This is a genomic window from Ruegeria sp. HKCCD6426, from assembly GCF_057221115.1.
In genome coordinates, this window is record NZ_JBWVBF010000001.1 from 663,519 (window position 1) to 689,629 (window position 26,111).

Sequence of the window (26,111 nt, forward strand, 5' to 3'; positions counted from 1 at the left end):
CGATGCATTCTGATGACATGCCTGAACCGGACGAGCGCCGTTCGGGCTGGCGAACCATTCGCAAAGTCGCGCCATACCTTTGGCCCGACGACGAGCCATGGGTTAAACGCCGTGTGGTGTTGGCCATGGTCATGCTGGTTCTGGCCAAGCTGATCGCCGTCTATACACCGATCCTGTACAAAGGCGCAGTCGACGGGCTGGCGGGTGAGGGCGTGCCGCCGCTGGCGCTGGGTGCCGTCGGGCTGACAGTGGCTTACGGCGTTGCGCGGATGATGACGGTTGGATTTCAGCAGCTGCGCGATGCCCTCTTTGCGCCGGTCGGTCAACGGGCGCTGCGCGCGCTGGCGCTCGAAACCTTTCAGCACATCCACCAGCTGTCGATGCGGTACCACGTATCCCGACGCACTGGCGGTCTGAGCCGGATTATCGAGCGTGGAGTTAAAGGCGTGGAATTCCTGTTGCGATTCATGCTGTTTTCCATTGGGCCGCTGATCCTGGAGCTGTTGCTGGTTGCGATTATCCTGATGTGGTTGTTCGACGTCTGGTACCTGGTCGTCGTAGCCGTGACCATCGCGCTCTATATCTGGTTTACCTTTGCGGTAACCGAATGGCGCGTGAAGCTGCGGCGCGAAATGAACGATCAGGACACTGAAGCCAATCAACGTGCCATCGACAGCTTGCTGAACTTCGAAACTGTCAAATATTTCAACGCGGAAAAGCGCGAAGCTGAACGGTATGACGTGTCGATGAAAGCCTATGCTGGGGCGGCGTTGAAAACGGCGTATTCGCTGGCTTTCCTGAACTTTGGCCAGTCCATGCTGATCACCGCCGGGTTGGTTGGCGTAATGGTTCTGGCTGCTTTCGGGGTGCAGAATGGGTCGTTGACTGTGGGTGATTTTGTTATGGTCAATGCCTACATGATCCAAATCACCGTGCCGTTGAACTTTCTGGGGACGGTCTACCGTGAAATCCGCCAATCTCTGGTGGATATGGGGCAGATGTTCGACCTTCTTGGTCAGCCTGCGGAGGTCACCGACAAGCCGGGCTCTCCGGACCTGAGCATCAACGGAGGCGAAGTCACGCTGGAAGATGTCCGCTTTGGATATGAGGCGGACCGAGAGATCCTTAAAGGCGTATCCCTGACTGTACCGGCGGGGCAAACTGTTGCCATTGTCGGCGCGACAGGGTCGGGGAAGTCAACCATAGGGCGGCTGTTGTTCCGGTTCTACGACGTGACGGGTGGCGCGTTGAAAATCGACGGGCAGGACGTGCGGGACGTGGCCCAGACCAGCCTGCACGCCTCAATCGGTGTGGTACCGCAGGATACGGTGCTGTTCAATGACACGATCCGCTATAATATCGCTTACGGCCGCGACGGAGCCTCGCAGGCCGATGTGGAAGCTGCCGCTAAGGCGGCCCAAATCCACGATTTTATCTCGTCGCTGCCCGAAGGTTATGAGACCACGGTGGGCGAACGTGGGCTGAAGTTGTCCGGGGGCGAGAAACAGCGCGTAGGCATCGCGCGCACCCTATTGAAGAACCCTCCGATCCTGCTGTTGGACGAGGCGACTTCGGCGTTGGACACGGATACGGAGCAGGACATCAAGGATGCACTGGCCCGTGCCGGCGAGGGGCGGACGGTGATCACGATTGCCCACCGTCTCAGCACTATTGCCGAGGCCGATCAGATTGTCGTTCTGGAACGTGGCGAAATCATCGAACAAGGCACACATGATGAGTTGCTGTTGCGCGAGGGCCGGTACGCACAGCTATGGAGTCGCCAGCAGGCTGACGCTCAGGCGGCCTGATTCAATCCTGCATTTGTGCTATGATCGGACGCGGATCAGCGGAGGATTTTTTATGCGCGGATCATTGCAAAGGAAACTTACGCAGGCTTTTACAGCCCTGCTACTTAGCTCGGGTCTGGCAGCAGCGGACCCGATCGAAGGCGTCTGGAAAACTGAACCTGATCGCAAGAACCTGATCTCTCATATCAAGATCGCTGCCTGTGGCGACAAGTTCTGTGGACAGATACTCTCGGCCTATGACGCGTCAGGCAAGGAAGTGCAGACGCCAAACATCGGCAAGAAGTTGTTCTGGGATGTGACCAGCGAAGGCGGGGGGAAATATGGCGGCGGTGACTTCTGGGTTCCAATGATCAATGTCGATGTTTCGCCCCAAATGACATTGTCCGGGAATTCTCTCTCCGTACGAGGGTGCGAGCATGTTGTGTGTGCGCATCAGACCTGGACACGCCTGAAACCCTGAGGTTCGGGTTTTCCCGCAACGCGCCGTGTCTCAGGGTGATTTCCGACCAATTATCTGAATCTCTGTCTTAATAAAATTCAAGTTGACCAAACCCAATGGTCGCATATTACCGAAGAACGCTAACCCCAGCACGCAGTCCGCGTGACATGAGGCACGAGTACAAGGGAAAACCTGATGAAGAAATTTTTTGCGGCACCGATGATCGGTGCATTACTTCTGGCGTCCGCGGCCCAGGCCGAAGATCTGGCGTTTTTGCTGGCGAATGAAAGCAGCGCGGACCTGGTGGGGTTCAACGTTTCGCCTGCTTCTTCGGACCAGTGGGAAGAAAACCTGCTGCAGGGCGACTACATTGCACCGGGATACGAGATCGATGTTCTGATCGCGGATGGGCAAACGACCTGCATCTACGACATCCGAGGGGAGTTTTCTGACGGATCGACAGCTGAAGACTACAGTTTGGATCTGTGCGAACTCGGCGAGTACGTATTCGCAGATTGATCCCAATCCTTTTATTGGAAATGGCGAGCCCTCAGGGCTCGCCATTTTTTTATTCCGCAGCCTTTAACGGATGCGAGGGGGGATCAGAAGGAGGATCGAGCTGTTCCCGATCCGTCCGGTCCTTACCAGTCGGCACCTCGTCGCCATCCCACAGGATTTCCGTGGTTTGCATGTCGCGGGCAGACCTGCCGATTGCCATGTCTTGCGCGATCTTGCTGGCCCGGCCCGCTGTCACGCGTGCCAGCAGTTTGCCCAGCCAGATGGCATAAGTGGTCACCCAAACGCGCAGCGCCAGGAACGACGGCGTCACGATCAGCGTCAGCACGGTGGCAATGCCCAGACCAAATACAACCGCGGTCGCAAGCTGCTTCCACCACAGCGCGGTGGGGCTGTCGATGGAGTAACCGCCGTTGATGAAGTCCAGTGACAGTCCGAACATCATTGGGGTCAGACCCGCCATAGTGGTCAGCGTGGTCAGCAGAACTGGCCGGATGCGCGATTCAGCCGTGCGTATGATCGCTTCTATCCGGGGCATGTAGGTGCTGTATTCCTGGTAGGTATCGATCAGAACAATGTTGTTGTTCACCACGATCCCCGCCAGCGCCACGATGCCGGTACCGGTCATGATGATCGAGAACGGCTGTTGCATGACCATCATCCCGATCAACACCCCGGTCGTGGAAAGCACGACGGCCAGTAGAACCAGAACCGAGTTGTAGAACGAGTTGAACTGCGCCAGCAGGATCACGAACATCAGGCCCAACGCACCCATGAATGCGTTAACCAGGAAGGCACCGGATTCTTCCTGATCCTCCTGATCGCCTGTCCATTCCCAGCTGATGGTGTTGCCAAAGGGATCGCTTTGCAACCATTCTGTCAGCACGGCGATCCGCTCATTTGGGTTGATAAGCGCGAACCGGGCGTCGCCGCTGTCAATGACCGACTGCAGGGCGCCCAGGTTTTCGGCCTCGGTCAGTTGGAACAGCTCATAGTCCTGGCCATCCGCGCTGGTCACAACAGGACCCGTAGCAGTTAAGCCCTCGGCCACTTCACGTACAACAGCCAGTCGCTGTTCGCTGCCATCCGGACCGTCGATCACAACCTTGTTCAACCCGGGTTCAACATCCGCCTTAACATCATAGTAGCGTTGCTGATTCACGCGGTTGATCTCGGCAAGTTTGGGAACCGGCTGACGGCTGACAAAGTTCGACAACGGAACCAACCCGTCCGGCGTGCGCACCTTGAGCGTGTCCAACGTGGACAGAACCCGGTCATTCTCAGGCAGTCGAACGCGGATTTCGATCTCTTCATCCGTGGTGTCCGGACGCATCTCGCCCAGCAGAATGCCGCGCGTGACCAACTGGACCATGGCGCCGACCGTTGCCACATCTGCGCCAAAGCGGCCTGCCTTGGCGACGTCAACGTCGATCTGCCAGTCGATGCCTGGAAGGGGCAGGGTGTCTTCGATCTTGATCAGGCCGGGCGTTTGCTCGAACGCTTCACGTGCCGCGGCCGTGGCAGTGTTCAGTTCTTCCCAACCTTCACCTTTGATCCTCAGATGCACCGGCTTGGCCGAAGCGGGGCCCTGCTCCAAAGGCAAGATTTCGACCACGATACCGGGCAGCTTGGCCAGTTCCGAGTTCAGCTGATCGATCACGAAGTCGCCGTCATAGTCCGGCGCCACGACGTGCCGGTCGAATAGCCCGCCAAAAACCGGTTCCGAGATGTTCGGGCGATCTTCCCATGGGATGATTTCGAACTGGACACGACCCACGGTATCGGCCGGAGCCTGTGCACCGCCGTTATTCTGGTTCAGACCGCCTTCGCCGGCAAACGAGAACACGTTGATCACAGCAGGATGTTCAGCGATCACCTGTTCAGCCGCCAGAACCATCTGGTCCTTCTCGGCCAAAGAAATGTTTCCGCGGGCACGGACATAGGCAGTGGCTTGTTCCGGTTCGCTTTCAACGAAGAACTCGACGCCCCGGTTGTTTTCGCCATAGGCCGTCATGACCGTGAACACGGCAAAGCCAACCGCTACAAGAGAAACGATCGGCATTATCGGATTGCCGACGAGGAACTTGATGACGTAGCCGAAGGGCGTGTGTTCCTTGGCTGTGTGCACGCGTTCTTCGACATGACGTTCAATCTTGGCGGCGCTCAGGGTCACCGATCCGGCGAAGGCACCGAAGAGGAACAGCAGAGCACCGGCGAGCGAACCTCCGGGCAACAGATAATCCGGATTGAGTGTCTGCATCGCGCCAAGAAAGATCATGTACAATGATGGTGGCACCATGATCGCGCGGACCCACCAAGGCGTGCGCGCACGTAGCCAGACCGATGTATGCTCAAAAACCCGGCTGAGACGCCCGGATACACCACCCATGACGGGCAGGTAAATCAAGGCAACGATCAGCGAGGCTGAAAGAACAAAGATCAGGGTAACCGGCAGCATACCCATGAACTCACCCGGTACGCCGGGCCAGAACAGCATGGGCAGGAAGGCACAGAGCGTCGTCGCCGTAGACGACACGATAGGCCAGAACATCCGCTGCGCCGCCTCGACATAGGCGTGCATCGGGCCGACACCCTCTTTGATGCGTTTATCCGCGTATTCCACCACAACGATGGCACCGTCAACCAACATCCCAACGGCCAGAATCAGACCGAACATTACGATGTTCGAAATGCTGACGCCCATCACGGCGAGGAAGGCGAAACACAGCAGGAATGAGGTCGGAATCGCGAAACCAACCAGCAGTGCGGCCCGGGTGCCCAACGAGGCCAGAACCACGATCATCACCAACGCGATGGCTGTCAGAACCGAGCCTTCCAACTGGCTGACCATTGAGCCCACGATGCGGCTCTGGTCGTTCGAAGTGCCGACATCGACTGCGGCCTGCATCTCGGGCGGCCACTTGGTCTGAGCGGTTGCGACGGTTTCCTTAACCAGCGCAACGGTGTCGATAAGGTTAAAACCTTTGCGCTTGACCACCTGCAAAGCCACTGTCGGTTCGCCATCAAAGCGTGCAGTGCCCTCGCGGTCTTCGAATGTGTAATTGATCTGCGCCAGCTCACCCAGTGTTACCACCCGGTCGCCATTGACCTTAATCGGCAAGCCATAGACATCCTGTGCGGTCTTGAAGGATGAGGGGATCTTGACCGAGAATGTGCCTTGCGCTGTTTCCACCTCACCTGCAGCGATCAGTTGGTTGTTGTTTCTAACCACATTGATCAGTTCGTCAGCGGTGACGTTGTAGGCTTCAAGCCGAAGCGGGTCGATCACGACCTCGAGCATCTCGTCGCGGTTTCCGGCAATCCCGGCCTCGAGCACCGCGTCCAGCGCTTCAAGCTCGTCCTGCAAATCCTTGGCAATGCGCGCCATAGTGCGTTCGGGCACGGCGCCGGTCAGGTTGACGATGACGATGGGGAATTCCGAGAAATTGATTTCGGTCAGCGTATATTGCTCGGCCCCGTCCGGAAAATCGGCCTGAGCAGTGTTCATTGCATCGCGCACGTCCGCAGTGATGGCCGTTTTGTCCCAGCCAAAATCGAATTCCAGCGCGATCCCCGCATAGCCCTCGGCAGCGGTGGCGGTCATTTCTTTGAGACCGTCCAGATCCGCCAGTTCTGTCTCCATCGGCTTGATCAGCAGGTTCTCACTGTCTTCTGCTGAAATGCCGGGGAATTGAACCGATACGAACAGGGCCGGGATCTCAATATCCGGTTCGCCTTCTTTGGGCAGGTTCACATAGGCGAACCCGCCAACAATCAGCGAAATCGCGATAAACGCAAGGACCATTCGGGCCCGGCCAGCGGCCCAGCTGACAATACCCGTCATTGCGACGCTTCCTGATACGTGGGCGCAACTGTGACGCCACTTGTTACGAATTCCTGACCGACAACGATGACATCAGCCGTTTCCGGCAAACCGCCAACCCAGACGCCTTCTACCGTGTCACGCAGCAGTTGGATCGGCATGAAATCGACCACATTCCCGGTGCTGACAGTACGAACGCCCAACTTACCTTCATTGTTAAGGGTCAAGGCGGATTGTGGCAGCAGATGAGCCTTCACACCTTCGGCAGCGATCTGAATGTTCGCAGTCTGACCGTCCCGGATCAGCAGTTCAGGGTTTGGAACAGTGATCTCGACTTCGAAAGTGCGGGTGGTTTCATCGGCCGAGCGGCTGAGGAACGTAACGCGCCCCTCGACCTGCAATCCGGTCACCAATTGCGCCGACGCCATCGACCCGACGATGATCCGGTTCACTTCTGTTTCCGGAACAAATCCTACCAGCTTGATCGGGTTCAGCTGAATGACCGTTGCACAGAGCGATCCGGGCTGCATAAGGCTGCCCAGCTCGGCCGCGTCACTTTCCAGAAGGCCTTTGAATGGCGCTTCGATTGTCAATCGGTCCATTTCCCGCTGGGCAGCTGCAACCGCGGCCTGAGCGGCCTCGATCCCGGCTTGTGTGGCTTCCAGTCCGGCTTCGGCGGATTTGATCCCGGCTTCCGCCGTGCTCATCTCGGCCTCGCTGGATATCCGGCGGGTTTCCGATCCGAATCCGGTTTCCGACAGTTTCCGCGCAGCTTTCAGATTGATTTCGGCCTCGGCCAACCGGGCATGAGATTCGAGCAGTCGGGCCTCGGCCTCGGGCACGCGGCTTTCTGCTTCGAGCAGGGCCGCCTTTGCCTCAGCTAAGCTTGCGGGGCGGGTGCCCGGATCAAGCTCGCACAATAGATCACCCGCTTCGACGAATGTACCTTTGCGTTTGGGTTCCGACAAAACGGTCGATACCGTCTCGGCCAGCACTTCGACCTGCCGGTTCGCTTTGGTCTGACCGCGTAGCTGTACAGCGCTGCCTATTTCGCGCGCGGTCGAACGAAGGGCCACCACACCAATGGCGCTGGGCGCCTGCGTGGATGAGGCGTCAACGGCCTCGGTTGATGTCTCGGCCTGATCGTCGCCACGACCGGCAAATGCAAATAACGCGTCGCGTTCGAACACGAGAAAAAACAATGCAATGATAACCAATACGGCGTTGACAATTGAAATCAAACGCATGTGGTGCCTTTCCAGATATTACGGCCAACCTGACATTGGCATGTGAGCCTTGAAATGGGGTCAGGTTTCCGACTTGTCCATACTAAACTGAATAGTTCGGTTTACTTTTTTTGGCAAGAGCTGCGCCTGTCAGGGCAAATGTGTAAATTCGGGCACTTGGCTTGCCGGAGGCGGCGCGGTATGACATGGCGCTAGAAAGCCAGATACTTAGCCTGGGGGCAGGGATGAGCGACGCCGACAGTTTCATTGAAGAAGTCACCGAAGAGGTGCGCCGCGACCGCATGTATCTGCTGCTGCGCCGTTGGGGCTGGGTCGGCGTTGTCGCTGTAATTGCCATTGTGGGTGGTGCTGCGTTCAACGAATACCGCAAGGCACGCGACGCCGCGCAAGCCGAGGCGCTGGGAGATGCGATTCTATCTTCGCTGGCAGAAAACGACTCTGCTGAACGGGCCGCCAGCTTAGAGGCCGTCGCAACGCTGTCGCCCGGTGGTGAAGCTGTTCTGAATATGCTGCTGTCGGCTTCGCAGATCGAGGCCGGGTCGCAAGAGGAGGCAGTGAGCAGCCTGAACGCTATCGCCACGCAAGGCGATTTGCCGGAGATCTACCGCGCGATTGCTAGCTTCAAGGCGTTGCTGCTGCAAACCGATACGCTGCCGGCCGCGGATCGTCGTCAACAGTTCGAAGCATTGGCCATACCCGGCGCGCCCTTGCGGTTGCTCGCCGAAGAGCAGCTGGCGTTGATCGACGTGGCCGAGGGCGAAACGCAGGCGGCGCTGGATCGGTTGCAGGCTTTGCGACAGGACGCGGAGGCGGGCGTTGATCTGCAGCAACGCGCCGCGCAATTGATCATCGCGTTGGGTGGCAAGCCCGAACCGGTCGCGGGACAGCAAGGCTGATCCGGCGGCAGCAACAGGGAAAAAAGACAGGCGAGTGCGAATAATTATGGTAACAAGACTTTTCTCACGCTTCGGGATGCCCGCTGCTGCGATCGCCTTTACAACGCTGAGTGCCTGTGAGGAACCCGAAGTTATTCTGCCTGGCGCGCGTGAAGACATTCGTGCCGTTGAAGATAATGAACTCGTGGAAACGCGTGGGGCCAAGCCGATCAGCTTGCCAGCGCAAACGCGGAATGCCAATTGGTCACAGAGTCCCGGAACACCTGCGTTCCGCACGACGCACGCGGCGCTCGGCGCTGCGCCGCAACGGATCTGGTCAACACCGATTGGCGCTGGGGATTCGCGTAAACAGCGGATCACAGCCGAACCCGTTATCGCAGGCGGCCTGATTTATACGCTGGATTCTGGTGCGACGGTCACAGCTGTCACGCAACAGGGGCAAGTTGCGTGGAGCACCGGTCTGATCCCACCGACCGAGAAAGACAACCAGGCGACAGGAGGGGGCCTCGCTTATGCAGATGGGGTCCTTTATGTCTCGTCCGGGTTTGGACGCCTGACAGCGCTGGATGCAACGACAGGTGCACAACGCTGGCAAAAACGGTTGAATGCGACAGGCAGCGGCGCGCCAATGGTCAGCAACGGCCTTCTCTATCTGGTGTCCGGGGACGAAACCGGCTGGGCGGTCAACACCAAGGACGGGCGCATCGCGTGGCAGATCGAAGGCACACCCAGTGTTGGTAACGTATTGGGCGCTCCGGCTCCGGTTCTGGCCTCAGATCTCGCGGTTTTTGCTTTTGGATCGGGCGATATCGCGGCCACGTTCCGCAAAGGTGGCATCCGGCGTTGGAACGCATCGGTTGCGGGTGGTCGCCGCGGTCGCGCGGCCGCTCAAGTCGTTGACGTAACCGGCGGGCCGATGGTGGTGGGTAGCTCGATCTATATCGGCAACCACTCCGGTCGCACAGTTGCCTTTGACGCAAGTTCTGGCGAGCGGAACTGGACAGCTGCCGAAGGTGCAGTGGACATGGTTTGGGTCGTGGGAAACAGCGTGTTTCTAATCAGTGACCGCAACCAGCTGGTGCGCCTGAATGCGGCGGACGGCTCGATCGTCTGGACACAGGACCTGCCGGGGTTCGTCAAGGACAAGCCGGGTCGACGGGGCGCGATCTATGCCCATTACGGTCCGATCCTGGCTGGCGGGCGAATTGTCGTAGCCTCGAACGACGGTTACCTGCGCTTCTTCAACCCAGTTGATGGCGCGCTTGTCTATCAGGCAGAAGTACCCGGTGGAGCTACCACCACGCCCGTCGTGGCCGGGCAGACACTGTACGTTGTCTCGACCAAGGGTGATCTACACGCTTTCCGTTGACGACGAGATGCGCTAAATGGCGCGTCTGAGTCTTGAAAGTTGAGTATCATGTCGCTGACCCTCGCCATCGTGGGGCGCCCGAATGTGGGCAAATCCACTCTGTTCAACCGCCTTGTGGGCAAACGTCTGGCATTGGTCGACGACCAGCCCGGCGTGACGCGCGATTTACGCGAAGGCGAAGGGCGTCTGGGCGATCTGCGATTTACCGTGATCGACACTGCGGGGCTTGAGGACGCAACCGATGACAGCCTGCAAGGCCGAATGCGGCGCCTGACCGAGCGCGCGGTGGACATGGCCGACGTATGCCTGTTTATGATCGACGCCCGCGTAGGTCTTACACCGACCGATGAGATGTTCGCCGAAATTCTGCGCAAGCGGTCCAAACATGTGATTCTGGCTGCCAATAAAGCCGAAGGCAATGCAGCGGATGCAGGTGTGCTCGAGGCTTACAACCTGGGTCTTGGGGAGCCGGTACGCCTGTCTGGCGAACATGGCGAGGGGATGACGGACCTCTATTCGCAACTGATGCCTCTGGCCGATGCTGCTGAAGAGCAGGCGGTTGATAATACGCCGGAAACAGATATCGAACTGGACGAAGACGGCGAGGGCGAAACGCCGTTGATATCGGACGCAAAGCCATTGCAGGTTGCCGTCGTCGGACGCCCGAACGCGGGAAAATCCACGCTCATCAACCAGATCATGGGCGAAGACCGGCTGTTGACTGGTCCCGAAGCAGGGATCACCCGCGATGCCATTAGCCTGCGGGTTGATTGGGCGGATCCGGACGGGGAAAGCACGCCAATGCGTATCTTTGATACGGCGGGTATGCGTAAAAAAGCCAAGGTGCAGGAAAAGCTCGAAAAGCTCTCGGTGTCGGACGGGCTGCGTGCCGTCAAATTTGCCGAGGTCGTCGTCGTACTGTTGGATGCAGAGATTCCTTTCGAGCAACAAGACTTGCGCATCGCAGATTTGGCTGAACGTGAGGGTCGCGCCGTAGTCGTCGCCGTAAATAAATGGGACGTCGAAGAGAATAAGCAGGAGAAACTGCGCGATCTCAAAGAATCATTCGAGCGTCTGTTGCCTCAATTGCGTGGCGCGCCGTTGGTCACAGTTTCAGCAAAAACAGGTCGGGGGCTAGAGCGTCTGAGGGCTGCGATTCTGCGGGCCCATGACGTCTGGAACCGTCGCGTGCCGACCGCAGCGCTGAACCGTTGGCTCACCGCCATGCTGGAACAGCACCCGCCTCCAGCCCCTCAGGGCCGCCGGATCAAGCTGCGCTATATGACACAGGCCAAGACCCGACCGCCGGGCTTCGTGGTTATGTGCTCACACCCCGACAAGATGCCGGCCAGCTACTCGCGGTATTTGGTCAATGGTTTGCGCGAGGATTTTGATATGCCCGGTACACCGATCCGGCTGACTTTGCGCGGGCAGGGCGACAAGAACCCGTATAAAGGACGCCGCAAGAAAAACGCCGGCGCACTGGCCAAACATCTCAAGGGCAAGGCGTAACTGCGCTAATTTTCAGCATTTTAGCCGCAGGGGCGTGACAGACCCCCGGCATCGCGTTAGCATTCATGTGTGTGCATTTGTTATGCGCGCGCCGCTTGTTTGCGACCAGTGCGCGCTTCAATTAAAATTGGATTTGGACCAAGCCATCGTGGAGAGAGGCCTGGATGGACCTGAGAGACTATACAAGACAATACGCTGTTCAGGATAACAGGCTGGCAGCGCTGAGTTATTTTGGAACGTTTGCGGTGTATTTCACCTCGCTTGCCTTGGCGATTATTTATGTCGATCGCTGGTACATCATGGTACCTGCCGGCGTGGTTTTCGCCTTTTCCGCTGTACGCCTTTATGTTCTGCAACACGATTGCGGTCACCACTCTCTGTTCGAGACGCGCCAGCAAAACGAATGGGCTGGGCACGGGTTGTCGCCTTTCACCTTTGCGCCGTTCGAAGTGATGAAGCAAAACCATAACCTGCACCATTCGGGTATCGGGAATCTGGAACACCGCGAAACAGGTGAAATCCATACAATGACACTACGCGAATGGAACGCGGCGGATTGGAAAACGCGTTTGTTCTACAGGCTTTATCGCAACCCATTCATCCTGGTCCCGGCGGGGGCGTTGTTTACCTATTTCATCCGTTACCGCTGGCCGAAAAACACGGTTAGGTTCGGGGTAAAGGGGGTATTGCTGCACAACTTGTCCATCGTGATCTTTTTGGGGCTGCTGTTTCTGATCGCAGGAACCACGGGCATTCTGGTCTGGCTGGTGTTTTCCCTTCTGGGCGGAATGCTGGGAGTGTTCCTCGTCTATTTGCAGCACAATTTCGAGGACACCTACTGGGACCGGCGTCCGGAGCTGGACCCGAAACTGGCGGCATTGCAGGGCTCGTCCGCGCTGGATTTCGGCTGGTGGTTCGATAACGCTGTGGCGTGCATCACGTTGCACGACATCCATCACTTCAACGCGCGCATTCCGTCCTACCGGCTGCGTGCATGCCACTATAATCTGCCGCCTGAATACACTCCGCGCCGGATCAAATTCCCCGAGGCCGTGGCGGCTTTGAACCTCAAGCTTTGGGATGAAGACACGAAACGTCTTGTTCCCTTCCCAAAAAAGACGTCGGATCAGCAACTGGCCCGTAGCGGCTGAAGTGACGCAAGCCCGGCGGCTGTACGTTCTTGTGAAAATGAATATGCCACGTACACACGTGGATATGAGGAGACAACGAAAGGACCCGCAATGACCGCAGTAACAAACGTGCGCGGCGTAGGAAAAGCGCTGGCACAGGCATTGAGCGCAATTGGCTACAAAACTGCTGAAGATCTGGCCAAAGCGAAGCCCGAGGAACTGGTCAATGTCCCTCGCATCGGTGCCGCAAGAGCTTCTTCTCTGATCGCGGCGGCACAAGAGGCCGCGGGTGCAAAGCCTGTGGTCAAGCCAGCCACACGGCGCGCGCCCGCTCGCAAACCGGCTACGCGAAAACCAGCAGCCCGTCGAACAGCTTCACGGAAAACGGCAGCGGCGCAAAAGGCCGAGGCTGAACGCAAAGCGGCAGAAGAACGCGCGGCGGCTGAACTGGCAGCCGCCGAAGCCAAAGCCAAGAAAAAGGCGAAAGCCAAGGCCAAAGCCGAGAAGGCCGCCAAAAAGAAGTCGGAGATGGAAGCCGCCTTCAAGAAAGCCAAGGAAAAGATCAAAGAAAAGTCCAAGAAAGATAAGAAGGACAAGAAGTCGAAGAAGGACGAGAAAAAGAAAACGGACAAAAAGAAGTCGCACGGTAAGAAAGACAAGAAAAAAGCGAAGAAGTAATCCTTCTTCGCCTCGTTCGGTAAAGGCCGGCGCCCTTACGGGCCGCCGGTTTTTATTGTGCCAGGGTTCCGTCCAGCTGCAGCGTCAGCTTGCCGCCCAGATAGGGGGACAGAACTTTGGGCAAGGTAACCGTGCCATCCGAGTTCTGACCGTTCTCCAGCACAGCAATCAGGCAGCGCCCAACCGCCAACCCCGAGCCGTTCAGTGTGTGAACATATTCCGGCTTGCCGCCAGCCTCGGGACGGAAACGAGCGTTCATACGGCGGGCCTGAAAATCACCGGTGGTCGAGACCGAGCTGATCTCGCGATAGGTGTTTTGTCCAGGCAGCCACGCCTCGATATCGAAGGTCCTGCGCGCGCCGAATCCCATGTCGCCAGTGCACAGAACAACGGTGCGATAGGGGATACCCATCTGTTCCAGCAGATCCTCGGCACAGCGCAGCATGCGCTTTTGTTCATCGTCGGATTTGTCTGGATGGGTAACCGACACCATCTCGACCTTTTCGAACTGATGCTGACGCAGCATTCCGGCCGTGTCTTTGCCCGCGCTGCCGGCCTCAGACCTGAAACAGACCGTGTGTGCGGTCTTACGGATGGGCAGGGCAGCTTCGTCCAGAATGTCACCTGCCACCGAATAGGTCAGCGTGACCTCGGAGGTCGGGATCAGCCACCACCCATTCGTTGTTTGATAGCTATCATCGCCGAACTTCGGCAACTTGTCGGTGCCATACATCGCCTCATCGCGGACCAGCACGGGTGTCTGGGTTTCAGTCAGCCCGTTCTTATCGATGTGCGTGTCGAGCATGAATTGCGCCAGCGCACGGTGAATGCGGGCGACGCCTTTGGACAGGTTCACAAAGCGGCTGCCGCTGGTCTTGGCAGCGGTTTCGAAATCCATGGCCGCTGCGACGGCTGGGATGTCGTAGTGCTCTTTCGGGGTAAAATCGAACTCGCGCGGTGTGCCCCAGCGATTGACCTCGACATTGTCATCTTCGTCTGCGCCCTGAGGAACATCATCGGCGGGAAGGTTGGCAATGCGAGCCAGCTGATCGGTTAGCAGAGCGTCCAGATCCTTGGCTTCGGTTTGCATCCGAGCTACTTCGGCCTTTTTCTCGGCCACCAGTGCGCGCAGACGTTCGAACTCGGCCTCGTCGCCGCGCCCTTTGGCGGCACCGACTTCTTTCGACGCTTTGTTCTGTTCAGCTTGCGCAGTTTCAGCGGCAAGAATTTTGGCGCGACGGCTTTCGTCCAGCCGCAGAAGATCTGACGACACCGGCGCGTCCCCACGGCGCGCAAGGGCGGCGTCGAAGGCATCGGGGTTTTCGCGAATGGCGCGGATGTCGTGCATGTCTCAGATCCTTAAATGCGGGAATCACTAAATCCGCTTATGCACCATCTGGCGGGCAGGGTGTAGCTGCAGGATACGCAAAATATGCTTACTTCCCGGCATCCTCGCCGGAGTTGTGCGCCAAGTGGCCATCCCATGCCTCAGAGGGGATTTTCGGCTCGGGCGGGTCCGCCATGTAGGATGGGGTCATGATCTGAACATTGTTCTCGTTAAACACAGCGACGATATTGCGATGCAGATCTGACCGGATCTTAGGAATGATGCTGCCGCGGGTTGTGTAGCCGTTGATCTGATAGTTGATCGCGTAATCTGCCAGCGCGGTCCAAAGAACGAAGGGTTCCGGCTTGTTCTTGATCCCCTTTGTCCGACAAGCTGCTTCGATCAGCATTGCCTCAACTTTCTCGGGCGGTTCTTCGTAACCGATCCCCACCGTGGTGTGGAGTAAAAGCCCGCTTCCATCCGTCTTCTTCGAGAAATTGATAACGTCAGAGTTCATCAGCTGTGCGTTGGGTATCGAGATGAGTTCATTCTTGATGGATTTCAGGTGTGTTTCCATCAGCTTGATCTGCACGACGTCACCAATATGATCGCCGATCTGGATTCGATCCCCAATCGAAGTGGATCTGCGGTAGATGACGAAAAGACCGGCCAGCATGTTGCTCACAACGGAGTTCGCACCAAGGGACAGCATCGCGCCCACCAAAATTGTCAGGCCCTGAAACGCGGCGGAGTCCGATCCGGGAATATAGGGTACTGCGAACACCAGTGCGATAAGAATGACTATGACCCGTGCGATATTGAAGGTCGGGTTCACCCAATGTTTTTCAAAGTCGCCCAGATCGAACGTTCCGGCTTCGACTGCGTCAAAGAAAACGCGCATACCCTTGATGACATACATGGTAACCCACGTGATCAAACCCAGCATGATCAGGTTTGGCAGATAGCTGATGATGCCTTTGGCGATTTGCAGGACCGGTTCGGTCAGATAAGTCAGCAAAATCTGGGCAAAATACCGAGTTTCGGCAAAAGCCAGTAGGATGAAGGACAGGTAATAATAAAACCCTAGAAAGAAGATGGTTAGCAGAAAAAAATTCAGACCGTAGCGGATCAGTGCGGCCATTGCCTCGGCCTGTACAGTTTCGGCCGTAGCGGTTTCGACGTCTTTCAGATACCGCCGAACGAACCGCAAGGTACGCCGTCTGATCCGGCGATGCAGCCATAGGATCACTACGACAAACAAGGCAAATGCAAGCGTCCAACCGGCTGCTTCAATCGCGCCGGACACGCGCGCCTTGTCGGTTCGGTTGGCGCGGTAGGCTTCAATGGATTCCTTGATTGCATTGCCGTGCAACAAACTCAGAACGCTGAGTTCCATTTGGTCCAACTCGGAGTCTGCGTCCGTCACGATCGAGATTCTGGTGCCGTCAGCCAGAATCCGAATTCCAAACTCGGTCTCTTCAAAGGTTATTACTACGGTCTTGGCATCAGAGGCTTCGGCGACTTCAATGATCTTGTTCTGCACATCCTCTGCGCGCTCGGGGGCGGGCAGGGCGCTAGAGCCGCGGAGCTGGAACAGGGTTTCCCCATCCACAATAACCGGGGCCATGAATTCATCCGATTCCTCAGCTTCGGGTTCAGCGATGACAGGGGGCGCTTCTTGTGCCGAAACCGGACTGACAAGCCATAACCCCAACGCCAGCGAAGCCAGGAAATAAGACAGCAAAAGGAAAGGCTTGAATGGTTTTAGCATTTGTCCCCCTATGCAGTGACTATACTCAACTTGACTGATGTGCCTAGGACATATCTGCAACGGTTTGCCTGATCCTGCAGGGCCGCAAGGACGCCGCCGCACATTGCGGTGCCGCCTTTGCTTGCAAACGTCTGGTTCAAGGCATAGGTTCCCGCCAAATTTGCGGAGAGCCCTCCGCAACACCAGAACAAAGGAATATCCCATGGAAGGTGGCGCAATCGCCCAGTTTCTCCCGCTGATCCTGATTTTCGCAATCATGTATTTCCTGCTGATCCGACCGCAGCAAAAGAAAATGAAGGAACACAAGGCCATGGTCGACGCGCTGCGTCGTGGAGATCAGGTCGTCACGCAGGGTGGTTTGATCGGCAAGGTCGCCAAGGTCAAAGACGACGGCGAGGTTGAGGTCGAGATTGCAGAGGGCGTCAAGGTGCGCGTTGTTCAGGCAACCATTTCTCAGGTCCTGAACAAGACAGAACCGGCGAAGTAAGTTCGCACTGCAATCCCTTGAAAAGGCAGGGTAATGCTGCAAATTGACACCTGGAAGCGGGTTCTGATCTGGTCGGTCTGTGTGATCGGCCTGCTCATGGCCCTGCCGAATGCGTTTTATACGCGCGTCGAGCAATCGAACGACGCCAAGGCTGCTATCGAGCTTGGTATCGACACCCCCGAAATGCAGGCCGAGGCGGGGCAGTGGCCGAACTGGCTGCCGTCGTCACTGGTTAATCTTGGCCTCGATCTTCGGGGCGGCGCGCATCTTTTGGCCGAAGTTCAGGTCGGCGATGTCTACGAATCCCGGATGGAGGCAATGTGGCCTGAAATTCGCGATGCGCTGCGCGACGAACGGGCGACTGTGGGCACCATCCGCAAGCAACCTTCGGACCCGGATGAGATTCGGATCAAAATCAGCCAACCCGAGGGCATGTCACGCGCGCTGGAAGTCGTGCGTGGTCTGGCCCGTCAGGTACAGACCCTGACCGGCGTTGGCGCAACCGATATCGAGGCGCGGGCTGAAGGCGATACGATCGTCGTGCAACTTTCCGAAGCCGAAAAACTGGCATCGGACGACCGCACCGTACGTCAATCGCTAGAGATCGTCCGCCGCCGGATCGATGAGGTAGGCACGCGCGAACCGACCATTCAGCGCCAAGGCTCCGATCGTATCCTGATCCAGGTGCCGGGCATCGGAAGTGCAGGTGAGCTGAAAGAGATCATCGGCACCACGGCCCAGCTGACCTTCAACCCGGTCGCCGGGCGTGGCACCGACCCGGACGCCGTACCGGGGATAGGTGAAAAAATTGTACCCTCGATCGACGAAAACGGGGTGTTTTACACGATCGAATCCGCCCCCGTCGTGACCGGTGAGGAATTGGTGGACGCGCAACCCTCGTTTGACCAGAACGGTCGCCCGGCGGTCAGTTTCCGGTTCAATACTTCTGGTGCCCGCAAATTCGGTGATTACACGCTGGAAAACATCGGCGCACCTTTTGCCATTGTTCTGGATGACGAAGTGATCTCGGCCCCTGTAATCCAAAGCCATATTCCGGGCGGCTCGGGTATCATCACTGGTAACTTCACTGTCGAGGAAAGCACCAATCTGGCCGTTCTTCTACGTGCAGGTGCCCTGCCTGCGGGGCTGGAATTCCTCGAAGAACGCACCATCGGCCCCGAACTGGGGCAGGACAGTATTGATGCGGGCAAGGTGGCAACCATCGTGGCCTTTGTTGCCGTTTTGACTTTCATGGCACTCAGTTATGGAATGTTCGGTATCTTCGCCAACATTGCGTTGATCATCAATGTGGGCCTGCTGTTTGGTCTGCTGTCGATGATCGGGGCCACGCTGACCCTTCCTGGTATCGCCGGTATCGTTCTGACGGTCGGTATGGCCGTCGATGCAAACGTGCTGATCTTTGAGCGTATCCGAGAAGAACTGAAGTCCGCCAAGGGGCCGGCAAGGGCGATCGAGCTTGGTTATGAAAAGGCATTGTCTGCTATTCTGGATGCCAACGTGACGACCTTCATCACTGCTGTGATCCTGTTTGCGATGGGTAGTGGTCCTGTGCGCGGCTTTGCCATCACTCTGGGCCTGGGCATTCTGACTTCGGTTTTCACTGCGATCTTTGTGACGCGTCTGATAATCGTGATGTGGTTCGAACGCCGCCGACCGAAAATGATCGAGGTTTGACATGAGACTAAAACTCGTACCCGAAAACACCTCGTTCGATTTCTTCAGCCGCTGGAAGATCTGGCTGGGCATTTCCGGTCTGATGATGGTCGTGGCCTTCACGTCCTTCATGCTGCAGGGGCTGAACTTCGGCATCGACTTCCGGGGTGGCACCACAATTCGGACGCAATCCACGCAAGAGATCGATGTCGGCGCGTATCGCGGTGCCATCGCCCCGTTGGAGCTTGGGGACGTGACCATTACCGAGATTTTCGACCCGACCTTTGGTCCGGATGAAAACGTCGCAATGATCCGCATTCAGGCTCAGGAGGGTGCCGAGGCCGTGTCGGCGGCGACAATCGTGGCGGTTGAAGAGGCTCTGACGGTTGCCGCTCCGGATATCGAATTCGTGTCGGTGGAATCAGTAGGCCCCAAGGTTTCGGGTGAATTGATCCAGACAGCCGTCCTTGCCGTGACTTTGGCGATCGGAGCAGTACTGGTCTATATCTGGCTGAGATTCGAATGGCAGTTCGCGTTGGGCGCGGTGGCTGCTTTGGTGCATGACGTGCTTCTGACCATCGGGATCTTTTCCGAGCTGCAGATACGGTTCGATCTTGCCATTATTGCGGCGCTTTTGACTATCGTCGGCTACTCGCTGAACGACACCGTGGTTGTGTTCGACCGCGTGCGCGAGAACTTGCGGAAGTACAAGAAGAAAGACCTCAAAGAGGTCCTGAACATCTCGATCAACGAAACGCTCAGCCGGACTGTGATGACATCGGTTACGACTCTGCTGGCGTTGATCTCGCTTTATGTGCTGGGCGGGGACGTGATCCGCGGGTTCGTCTTTGCGATGATCTGGGGCGTGATCATAGGGACATACTCCTCGGTCTTCGTGGCGTCGACGATCCTGCTGTGGCTCGGCGTCAAGCGCGACTGGTCCAAACCGTCGAACACGGCGGGCAACCAGTTTGCCAACGTCGATGCCTGAGTTTTTTGGCCAGCCCCTCTTGGGGCTGGCCTTCATTGCACTCGCCGCGCTCATGGGCGGTCTGGTGCGAGGATTTTCCGGCTTCGGAACGGCACTGATCTTTCTGCCGGTCGCTGGCCAATACCTGAGCCCGTTTAACGCATTAATTGCGCTTACTTTCATGGATATGTTCGGCCCGCTGCCGAACTTGCGCCGCGCATGGAATGATGTCAGCAAGCCCGACCTTGCGCGATTGCTGGTCGGTTGCGCTTTGATCTTACCGGCTGGGCTGTGGTTGCTAACGCAAGTTTCGCCCGAAGCATTCCGTTACGCGGTCAGTCTGATCTCGCTGTCCATGGTGTTGATGCTGATCCTCGGTCTGCGCTACCGAGGTGCAGTGTCACGCGGAATGGTTGCCTTCATTGGCGGCGTGGCAGGGTTTTTGGGTGGGATTGCGGGTATCCCTGGTCCAGCGGTTATTCTGTTCTACATGGCGCGTCCACTGCCGGTTGAAGTGATCCGGGCCACCATATTCTTGTTTCTGTTTGCCTTCGATTTTCTGATCCTTGGGTATCTGTCGGGAATGGGTCGCGTAACCCTTGCTGCCGCTGGGCTCGGTCTTTTTCTGGCCATTCCGAATATGGCCGGGAATTGGATGGGCGGGTGGTTGTTCCGACCCGAACGGGAAGGGCTGTACCGGGGCGCTTCATATCTTGCGATTGCGGCAGCGGCCTTGTCCGGCCTGCCGCTTTGGGGCTAGAAGAACCACATGCGATTGAATGAGATCACCTATAACAACGCCGTTCCGATCGACGGCTATGGCCCGGGCTTTTTCCGTATTGGCGGCCAGGTTCATGAGGGGCCTGTCCTGACCGGGCCCACTGGCACCGCCAACTGGGGCGGATACTCTGATCAGGCACCATTGCTTGATTTGTCCGACCATGTGGATGTTCTGTTCATTGGTACCGGTACGGATCTGTCCCATATCCCTGCGGACCTACGAAACGCACTGGAAGAGGCCGGGGTGGGCGTTGAGACAATGAACTCGCCAGCAGCTTGCCGTACTTATAATGTGCTGTTGTCTGAAGGCCGCCGTATCGCTGCGGCTCTGATACCGGTTTGAGCTACGGGTGCCACCTGCGGCAAATCCGACCTTTTGCCTGTGACAGCAATCGGCTAAGCGGAACCTCATGACACTGACCGTAACCGATCTGGCCATCACCCGTGGCGGCATTCCCGTACTCGAAGGGCTGAACTTTGTCCTAGAGCCGGGCAAGGCCCTGATTTTGCGCGGGCCAAACGGCATCGGAAAAACAACTTTGCTGCGGACACTGGCGGGGCTGCAGCCACCGTTACAAGGCCGGATTGAAGGTGCCGAGGATCAGATTGCATACGCCTCTCATTCCGATGGGCTAAAGCCCACGCTGACCGTGACCGAGAATCTCACGTTTTGGGCAGCTGTTTTTGGCACAAAAAGCATTCAGCCTGCGCTGGACGCGTTCGATCTGAACGAACTGTCGGACAGGCACGCAGGCAATCTGTCTGCAGGGCAAAAGCGGCGGCTAGGTCTGGCGCGGATGCTGGTGACAGGGCGCCCGATTTGGATGCTGGACGAACCAACGGTTTCGCTCGACCGCAATGCCGTTCAGATGTTCGCAAATGCTGTACGCTCACACTTGGGGCAGGGCGGCTCGGCGCTGATTGCCACCCATATCGACCTCGGGCTGGACGGTGAGGTGCTGGATGTCGGCCACAACAAGGCCAAGCCGAAACCCATCGACGACTTTGACGGAGGTTTCCTGTGATCGCCCTGTTGCTGCGCGACTTGAAACTGGCCTTCCGCGCGGGCGGAGGATTTGGTCTGGGTCTGGCATTTTTCCTGATCGTTACCGTGCTTGTACCGTTCTCGGTTGGTCCGCAATCCTCGCTGCTGTCGACCATCTCGCCGGGTGTGCTGTGGCTGGGCGCGCTTCTGGCCTGCCTGCTGTCGCTGGATCGCCTGCTGGCGCTGGATTGGGAAGATGGATCGCTGGATCTGCTTGCCACCGCCCCATTGCCGTTGGAATCGGTTGTGACGATCAAGGCGCTGGCCCATTGGCTGACCACCGGCTTGCCGCTGGTCCTGGCTGCTCCGTTTCTAGGCGTGCTGTTGAATTTGCCAGTGCCGGGGTTCTTCTGGTTGGTGATCTCGTTGCTGATCGGCACTCCGGCCATGAGCGTCATCGGTACCTTTGGTGCGGCTCTGACGGTCGGTCTGAAGCGCGGCGGACTGCTGCTTTCTCTTTTGGTTCTGCCCCTTTATGTCCCGACGCTGATCTTTGGTGCCGAGGTCGCCCGTCGCGGTGCTACAGGCATGGAAACGCAAACTCCGTTGCTGATGCTGGCCGGGATCACCGCTGCGACCGTCGCGCTGCTGCCCTTTGCCAGCGCTGCAGTATTGCGCATCAATCTTCGTTAACTCAATCAATCTTGACTGAGGTCAATTGAGAACACCACAGAGTCGGACTAGATAAGGCCCATGTCTATCGCAGCCAAAGCCAACGCCCTCTGGGAATACGCCAACCCGAGGAAGTTCCTCGCCACCAGCGAGCGGATACTGCCGTTCTTCTGGATCACTTCTGCCGTCTGTCTGGCTGTGGGGTTGACCTGGGGGTTCTTCTTCACGCCGGACGATTACAAGCAGGGATCGACGGTCAAGATCATCTACCTGCATGTACCTGCGGCACTGATGGCGATCAATTGCTGGCTGATGATGCTGGCGACGTCGCTGGTGTGGCTGGTACGGCGCCATCATGTCAGCGCATTGGCCGCGCGTGCCGCAGCCCCGATCGGTATCGTCATGACGCTGATTGCGTTGGCGACGGGGGCTATCTGGGGCCAGCCGATGTGGGGCACCTGGTGGGCTTGGGATCCACGCCTGACTTCATTCCTGATCCTGTTTTTGTTCTACCTGGGCTATGTCGCGCTTTGGGAAGCCATTGAAGACCCCGATACCGCTGCCGATCTGACTTCGGTCCTGTGTCTGGTCGGCTCGGTCTTTGCTTTGCTCAGCCGTTACGCGGTGAACTTCTGGAATCAGGGCTTGCATCAGGGGGCTTCGGTCATGCGGACCGCCGCAGTGACTGGTGCAGATACCGAGGAAAAGGTTAGCAATATCTACTTCTACCCTCTGCTTCTGTGTATCGTTGGCTTTGTACTGCTGTTCATTGCGCTGGTGTTCTATCGCACCGGCACTGAAATTCGGGCGCGCCGGATCAAGGCGTTGCTTGCACGGGAAAGGGTGAACGCATGATTCCCGATCTGGGCAAATATTCTGACACGGTCCTGTCAGCCTATGGGGCATCAATCTTACTGCTGATTGCTTTGGTGGTTTTCAGCGTGATGCGAGGTCGCAAGGTTCGGGCAGAGATGGAGAAGGTCGAGCAGAGGATGACTCGCAATGGCTAAGATCTCACCCCTGATGATTGCGCCGCCGCTGATCTTCGGCGCCTTCGCTGTTCTGGCGGGGATCGGTATGTTTCGCGACGATCCGAATTCACTGCCGTCTGCCCGCGAAGGTCAGCCAGCACCGCCGGTGGTCCTGACTGAGTTTGCCGGCAAACCTGGCTTTGATGATGAAACGCTGCGCGATGGCGAGGTAAAGCTGGTCAACTATTGGGCCAGCTGGTGCGCACCATGCAGGGTTGAGCATCCCAACCTTCAGGCGCTGTCGGACGAAGGTATTCCGGTCTATGGCATCAACTACAAGGACAAGTTGGACAATGCCGAGGCCTTCCTGACGGAATTGGGCGACCCCTACCGGGCCATAGGTCGGGATGAAAAAGGCCGCATGGGCCTCGACTGGGGCGTTTACGGCGTTCCGGAAACCTATGTGATCGACGGTGACGGAACGATCATCCTAAGATTTGCCGGCCCGGTTACACAGCGTGTGATCGAAAATACGATCCGACCAGCTCTGAAGAAAGCCGCGGGCGGCTGACTACAAGCTTTCATTTTCCTACAATCTGTACCCACCCGTTACAGACACAGTCTCGCCTGTAATGAATGCAGCATCGTCCGAGGCTAAGAAGCGGACGACCTTTGCAATGTCGGCGGGCACTCCGGCGCGGCCCAGTGCCGTCTCCGCCACGAACTTGGCCGTCAACTCGTCTGACCGTGTGGCTTCGGGAGTGTTGATAGCGCCGGGTGCGACGGCGTTGACGCGAATACCGTCCGGTCCAAGCTCTTTCGCCATTGCCCGTGTCCAGAGGTTCAGGGCGGCTTTGCTGGCCCCATAAGTGGCCGCGTCCCGCGGCGGCAAAACTGCATTCATGGAGGAAATGCTGACAATAGCCGCGCCCCGTTTCAAATGCGGCAACGCAGCTGACAAAAGTGCAGCCGGGGCCAAAAGGTTCAAGTCCAGAATCGCCCGGTGATCGTCGAACGTGAAATCCTCTTTGGGCGTCATCTTCACAAGACCCGCGTTGTTTACAATTACGTCAAGACGCCCGAACCGCTGCAAGGTTTGATCAATCACCGTTTCGGCCTGGTCTGATTGTGTCAGATTAGATCTTATGGGCAAAGTGTCGTCGCTTAGAAGGGCATCCGCTGGAGGCGTGGAATTCCAAGTGAAAACCACGCGGTGATCGCGTTTCAGGTCTTCGACAATTGCGCGACCGATGCCGCGTGATCCGCCAGTGATCAAAGCTACCTTTTCCATGACGGACAAAAGATCGGGAAAACGTTCGGGATTCAATGCTGGTTTTCAGACTAATATCGAAAGCGGTAAGTGCGCTGGCTTCAGCTACCTTCGCAACAGAATCCAGATCATTGCCGCGATGAAGGCAAAGGTTACGAGATTCATCAGGGTATCTGTAAGATCACCGATCAACATCGTGCTTTCCTTCCTCTCGCAGTCCGCGGATCAGGCAAACCATCAGCAGCACCGAGATAAACACAAATGGCAAAGCACCCAGAGAGATCAGGATTTTCACCGAGTCTACAGAACCTGACAGGATCATGGCCACGCTTAGAAGGCCCAGCAATGCGCCCCAGATCAGTCGAACGCGTGGCGGTGGGTTTTCATCTCCTCCGGTCGAAAAGGTGCCTAAGACAAATGCCGCACTTACAACGCTGGTGACAATGAAGAGAAACGCAGCCAGCACCGTCGCCAAGGTCGTAACCAGTGACAGCGGTAGCCGGTCGAGTAGGGCAAAGGTGACACGCTCGATATTCGTCTGTGTCAGGGTCAGCAGCTCACCTGCGCCTTCTAAAGCTTCAAACAAGCCGATCCCTCCGAACGCGCCAAACCAGAGTATGGAAAACAACGTCGGAGCGAACAAAACACCGATCACGAATTCGCGTATTGTCCTGCCGCGAGAGATGCGGGCGACAAATACGCCCACGAACGGCCCCCAGGCAATCCACCAGACCATGTAGGTCAACGTCCAGTCGCTGAACCATTTGGCAACGTCATCGCCAAAGAAGGTATAAGTCTGGAACCCTCTGGGAATAACATTGGTAACGTAGTCTCCGAATCCCTGAACGACTGTATTCAATAGGTATTCCGTTGGACCTAGAATCACGGTGTAGGCGACAAGGCTGACAGCGATCAGCATCGCGGCGTTCGACAGCCGCGCCATGCCCTGACCCAGATCGATCAGTAGGGCAGGAATATACGCGGCCACCATGGCCACAAATACAGCACCTATCAGAAGTGTGCCGACCGTATCCAACCCGCCCATGACAGCTATGCCATCTGCGACCTGAAACACGCCCATTGCCATCGAGCCGCCGACACCGATGGCAATGGCAACAATTGCCATGAAGTCAGAAAACCACCCGACCTGCTCAGCCCATCGTTCGCCCGGAAACAAGCTTTTAATAGGCGCGCTGACCATCATGCTGGTGCCGCGCCTAAAGCTGAAATACGCAATCGTAAGCGCGGTGGACCCGTAGATCGCCCAAGCGTGTAAACCCCAGTGAAAATTGGTCGCGAGCATGGCTTGCTGCGCAGCTATGAAGTCCGGGGCCTTTGTCGAAATGAAACTGAAGTGAGTTAGTGGCTCGGCCACAGCCCAAAACAGCAGGCCGACGCCCATGCCGGCAGAGAACAACATTGAAATCCATGTAACAGTGGAAAACTCTGGTTCCTCATCGTCCCGGCCAAGGCGAATTTTGCCATAAGGGGAGAAAGCCAAGACCAAACAGCCGATCAGCATACCCGAGGCTGCAAGCATTACGAACCAGCCACGGCTGTGGAAGGTTTGTTGAACGATGCCGTTCGCCCAGGTCACCAAGCTTTGAATGTCCACGACGCCCCATATCCCGATCACTGCAATGACGCTGAGTGAGCAGACCAACAAGGCGTTTGGCTTTTCCATACTATTGATTTTCCGAAGTTAACCTTGCTCGAACACTTTCAGATTTTCGAATGAATGACCAGAAAACAATAAAACCCCCGGCGCGAGACCGGGGGTTTGAAC

At 57.3% G+C, this 26,111-nt stretch carries 24 protein-coding genes; 18 read left to right on the forward strand and 6 right to left on the reverse strand.

All coding sequences use genetic code 11. The features are described from left to right. The first annotated feature begins 2 nt into the window (after positions 1–2). From AC2TDA_RS03320 to AC2TDA_RS03330, 3 genes are all read left to right on the forward strand, one after another. Positions 3–1,808 (forward strand): ABCB family ABC transporter ATP-binding protein/permease, encoded by a 1,806-nt coding sequence (locus tag AC2TDA_RS03320; RefSeq protein ID WP_480846669.1) that lies wholly within the window; start codon positions 3–5, stop codon positions 1,806–1,808. A 52-nt stretch (positions 1,809–1,860) separates the two neighbouring features. Continuing rightward, positions 1,861–2,268 (forward strand): DUF2147 domain-containing protein, encoded by a 408-nt coding sequence (locus AC2TDA_RS03325; RefSeq protein ID WP_480878819.1) that lies wholly within the window; start codon positions 1,861–1,863, stop codon positions 2,266–2,268. 174 nt (positions 2,269–2,442) lie between these two features. Continuing rightward, a complete protein-coding gene (locus AC2TDA_RS03330) occupies positions 2,443–2,766 on the forward strand; it encodes a hypothetical protein (protein WP_480846673.1) in 324 nt (107 codons plus the stop codon). A gap of 49 nt (positions 2,767–2,815) precedes the next feature. Here the strand turns inward: AC2TDA_RS03330 and AC2TDA_RS03335 are convergent, their stop codons facing one another. Further along, positions 2,816–6,607 (reverse strand): efflux RND transporter permease subunit, encoded by a 3,792-nt coding sequence (locus tag AC2TDA_RS03335; RefSeq protein WP_480878820.1) that lies wholly within the window; start codon positions 6,605–6,607, stop codon positions 2,816–2,818. Beyond that, positions 6,604–7,833 (reverse strand): efflux RND transporter periplasmic adaptor subunit, encoded by a 1,230-nt coding sequence (locus tag AC2TDA_RS03340; protein ID WP_480846675.1) that lies wholly within the window; start codon positions 7,831–7,833, stop codon positions 6,604–6,606. The genes AC2TDA_RS03335 and AC2TDA_RS03340 overlap by 4 nt, the downstream gene beginning before the upstream one ends. Positions 7,834–8,057: 224 nt before the next feature. Here AC2TDA_RS03340 and AC2TDA_RS03345 point away from each other — a divergent pair, with 224 nt between their 5' ends. From AC2TDA_RS03345 to AC2TDA_RS03365, 5 genes are all read left to right on the forward strand, one after another. Then, the gene (locus tag AC2TDA_RS03345) at positions 8,058–8,729 is read left to right on the forward strand and encodes a hypothetical protein (protein WP_480846676.1); all 672 of its coding nucleotides are present in this window, start codon (positions 8,058–8,060) and stop codon (positions 8,727–8,729) included. A gap of 46 nt (positions 8,730–8,775) precedes the next feature. Then, positions 8,776–10,098, forward strand: coding sequence for a PQQ-like beta-propeller repeat protein (locus AC2TDA_RS03350; RefSeq protein ID WP_480846678.1), 1,323 nt, complete (start codon positions 8,776–8,778; stop codon positions 10,096–10,098). A gap of 48 nt (positions 10,099–10,146) precedes the next feature. Then, positions 10,147–11,610, forward strand: coding sequence for a ribosome biogenesis GTPase Der (gene der / locus AC2TDA_RS03355; RefSeq protein WP_480846679.1), 1,464 nt, complete (start codon positions 10,147–10,149; stop codon positions 11,608–11,610). Positions 11,611–11,774: 164 nt separating this feature from the next. Then, on the forward strand, positions 11,775–12,761 hold the full coding sequence (locus tag AC2TDA_RS03360) for a fatty acid desaturase (RefSeq protein ID WP_480878821.1): 987 nt from the start codon (positions 11,775–11,777) through the stop codon (positions 12,759–12,761). 90 nt (positions 12,762–12,851) lie between these two features. After that, positions 12,852–13,418: a helix-hairpin-helix domain-containing protein gene (locus AC2TDA_RS03365; protein WP_480878822.1), complete on the forward strand. Its 567-nt coding sequence runs from the start codon at positions 12,852–12,854 to the stop codon at positions 13,416–13,418. Between the two features lie 52 nt (positions 13,419–13,470). On the opposite strand, the gene serS is transcribed toward AC2TDA_RS03365, so the two are convergent. Both serS and AC2TDA_RS03375 read right to left on the reverse strand, forming a co-directional pair. Further along, positions 13,471–14,766, reverse strand: coding sequence for a serine--tRNA ligase (serS, locus tag AC2TDA_RS03370; RefSeq protein WP_480846684.1), 1,296 nt, complete (start codon positions 14,764–14,766; stop codon positions 13,471–13,473). A gap of 88 nt (positions 14,767–14,854) precedes the next feature. After that, positions 14,855–16,516 carry a mechanosensitive ion channel family protein gene (locus AC2TDA_RS03375; protein WP_480878823.1) on the reverse strand — a complete coding sequence of 554 codons (1,662 nt, stop codon included), beginning with the start codon at positions 16,514–16,516 and terminating at the stop codon, positions 14,855–14,857. Positions 16,517–16,718: 202 nt separating this feature from the next. Between AC2TDA_RS03375 and yajC the strand changes: the two genes are divergently transcribed. From yajC to AC2TDA_RS03425, 10 genes are all read left to right on the forward strand, one after another. Then, positions 16,719–17,003, forward strand: coding sequence for a preprotein translocase subunit YajC (yajC, locus tag AC2TDA_RS03380; protein WP_480846687.1), 285 nt, complete (start codon positions 16,719–16,721; stop codon positions 17,001–17,003). A gap of 33 nt (positions 17,004–17,036) precedes the next feature. Continuing rightward, positions 17,037–18,698: a protein translocase subunit SecD gene (gene secD, locus AC2TDA_RS03385; RefSeq protein WP_480878824.1), complete on the forward strand. Its 1,662-nt coding sequence runs from the start codon at positions 17,037–17,039 to the stop codon at positions 18,696–18,698. 1 nt (position 18,699) lies between these two features. After that, entirely contained in the window at positions 18,700–19,668 is a 969-nt protein-coding gene (gene secF, locus AC2TDA_RS03390) for a protein translocase subunit SecF (protein ID WP_480846690.1), read from the forward strand. Then, entirely contained in the window at positions 19,661–20,407 is a 747-nt protein-coding gene (locus AC2TDA_RS03395; protein ID WP_480878825.1) for a TSUP family transporter, read from the forward strand. The genes secF and AC2TDA_RS03395 overlap by 8 nt, the downstream gene beginning before the upstream one ends. Positions 20,408–20,416: 9 nt before the next feature. Beyond that, positions 20,417–20,770 carry an Mth938-like domain-containing protein gene (locus tag AC2TDA_RS03400; RefSeq protein WP_480878826.1) on the forward strand — a complete coding sequence of 118 codons (354 nt, stop codon included), beginning with the start codon at positions 20,417–20,419 and terminating at the stop codon, positions 20,768–20,770. Between the two features lie 67 nt (positions 20,771–20,837). Beyond that, a complete protein-coding gene (gene ccmA, locus AC2TDA_RS03405) occupies positions 20,838–21,452 on the forward strand; it encodes a heme ABC exporter ATP-binding protein CcmA (RefSeq protein WP_480878828.1) in 615 nt (204 codons plus the stop codon). Beyond that, entirely contained in the window at positions 21,449–22,105 is a 657-nt protein-coding gene (gene ccmB, locus AC2TDA_RS03410) for a heme exporter protein CcmB (RefSeq protein WP_480846697.1), read from the forward strand. The genes ccmA and ccmB overlap by 4 nt, the downstream gene beginning before the upstream one ends. A gap of 60 nt (positions 22,106–22,165) precedes the next feature. Continuing rightward, positions 22,166–22,939, forward strand: coding sequence for a heme ABC transporter permease (locus AC2TDA_RS03415; RefSeq protein WP_480846698.1), 774 nt, complete (start codon positions 22,166–22,168; stop codon positions 22,937–22,939). Continuing rightward, entirely contained in the window at positions 22,936–23,094 is a 159-nt protein-coding gene (gene ccmD, locus AC2TDA_RS03420; protein ID WP_480846699.1) for a heme exporter protein CcmD, read from the forward strand. Before AC2TDA_RS03415 ends, ccmD begins: the two co-directional genes overlap by 4 nt. Beyond that, complete coding sequence (locus AC2TDA_RS03425) at positions 23,087–23,626, forward strand: DsbE family thiol:disulfide interchange protein (protein ID WP_480878830.1); 540 nt, start codon at positions 23,087–23,089, stop codon at positions 23,624–23,626. The genes ccmD and AC2TDA_RS03425 overlap by 8 nt, the downstream gene beginning before the upstream one ends. An 18-nt stretch (positions 23,627–23,644) precedes the next feature. Here the strand turns inward: AC2TDA_RS03425 and AC2TDA_RS03430 are convergent, their stop codons facing one another. Beyond that, positions 23,645–24,346, reverse strand: coding sequence for an SDR family NAD(P)-dependent oxidoreductase (locus tag AC2TDA_RS03430; RefSeq protein ID WP_480878967.1), 702 nt, complete (start codon positions 24,344–24,346; stop codon positions 23,645–23,647). A 160-nt stretch (positions 24,347–24,506) separates the two neighbouring features. Continuing rightward, positions 24,507–26,009: a BCCT family transporter gene (locus tag AC2TDA_RS03435; protein WP_480878831.1), complete on the reverse strand. Its 1,503-nt coding sequence runs from the start codon at positions 26,007–26,009 to the stop codon at positions 24,507–24,509. Positions 26,010–26,111 lie beyond the last annotated feature (102 nt).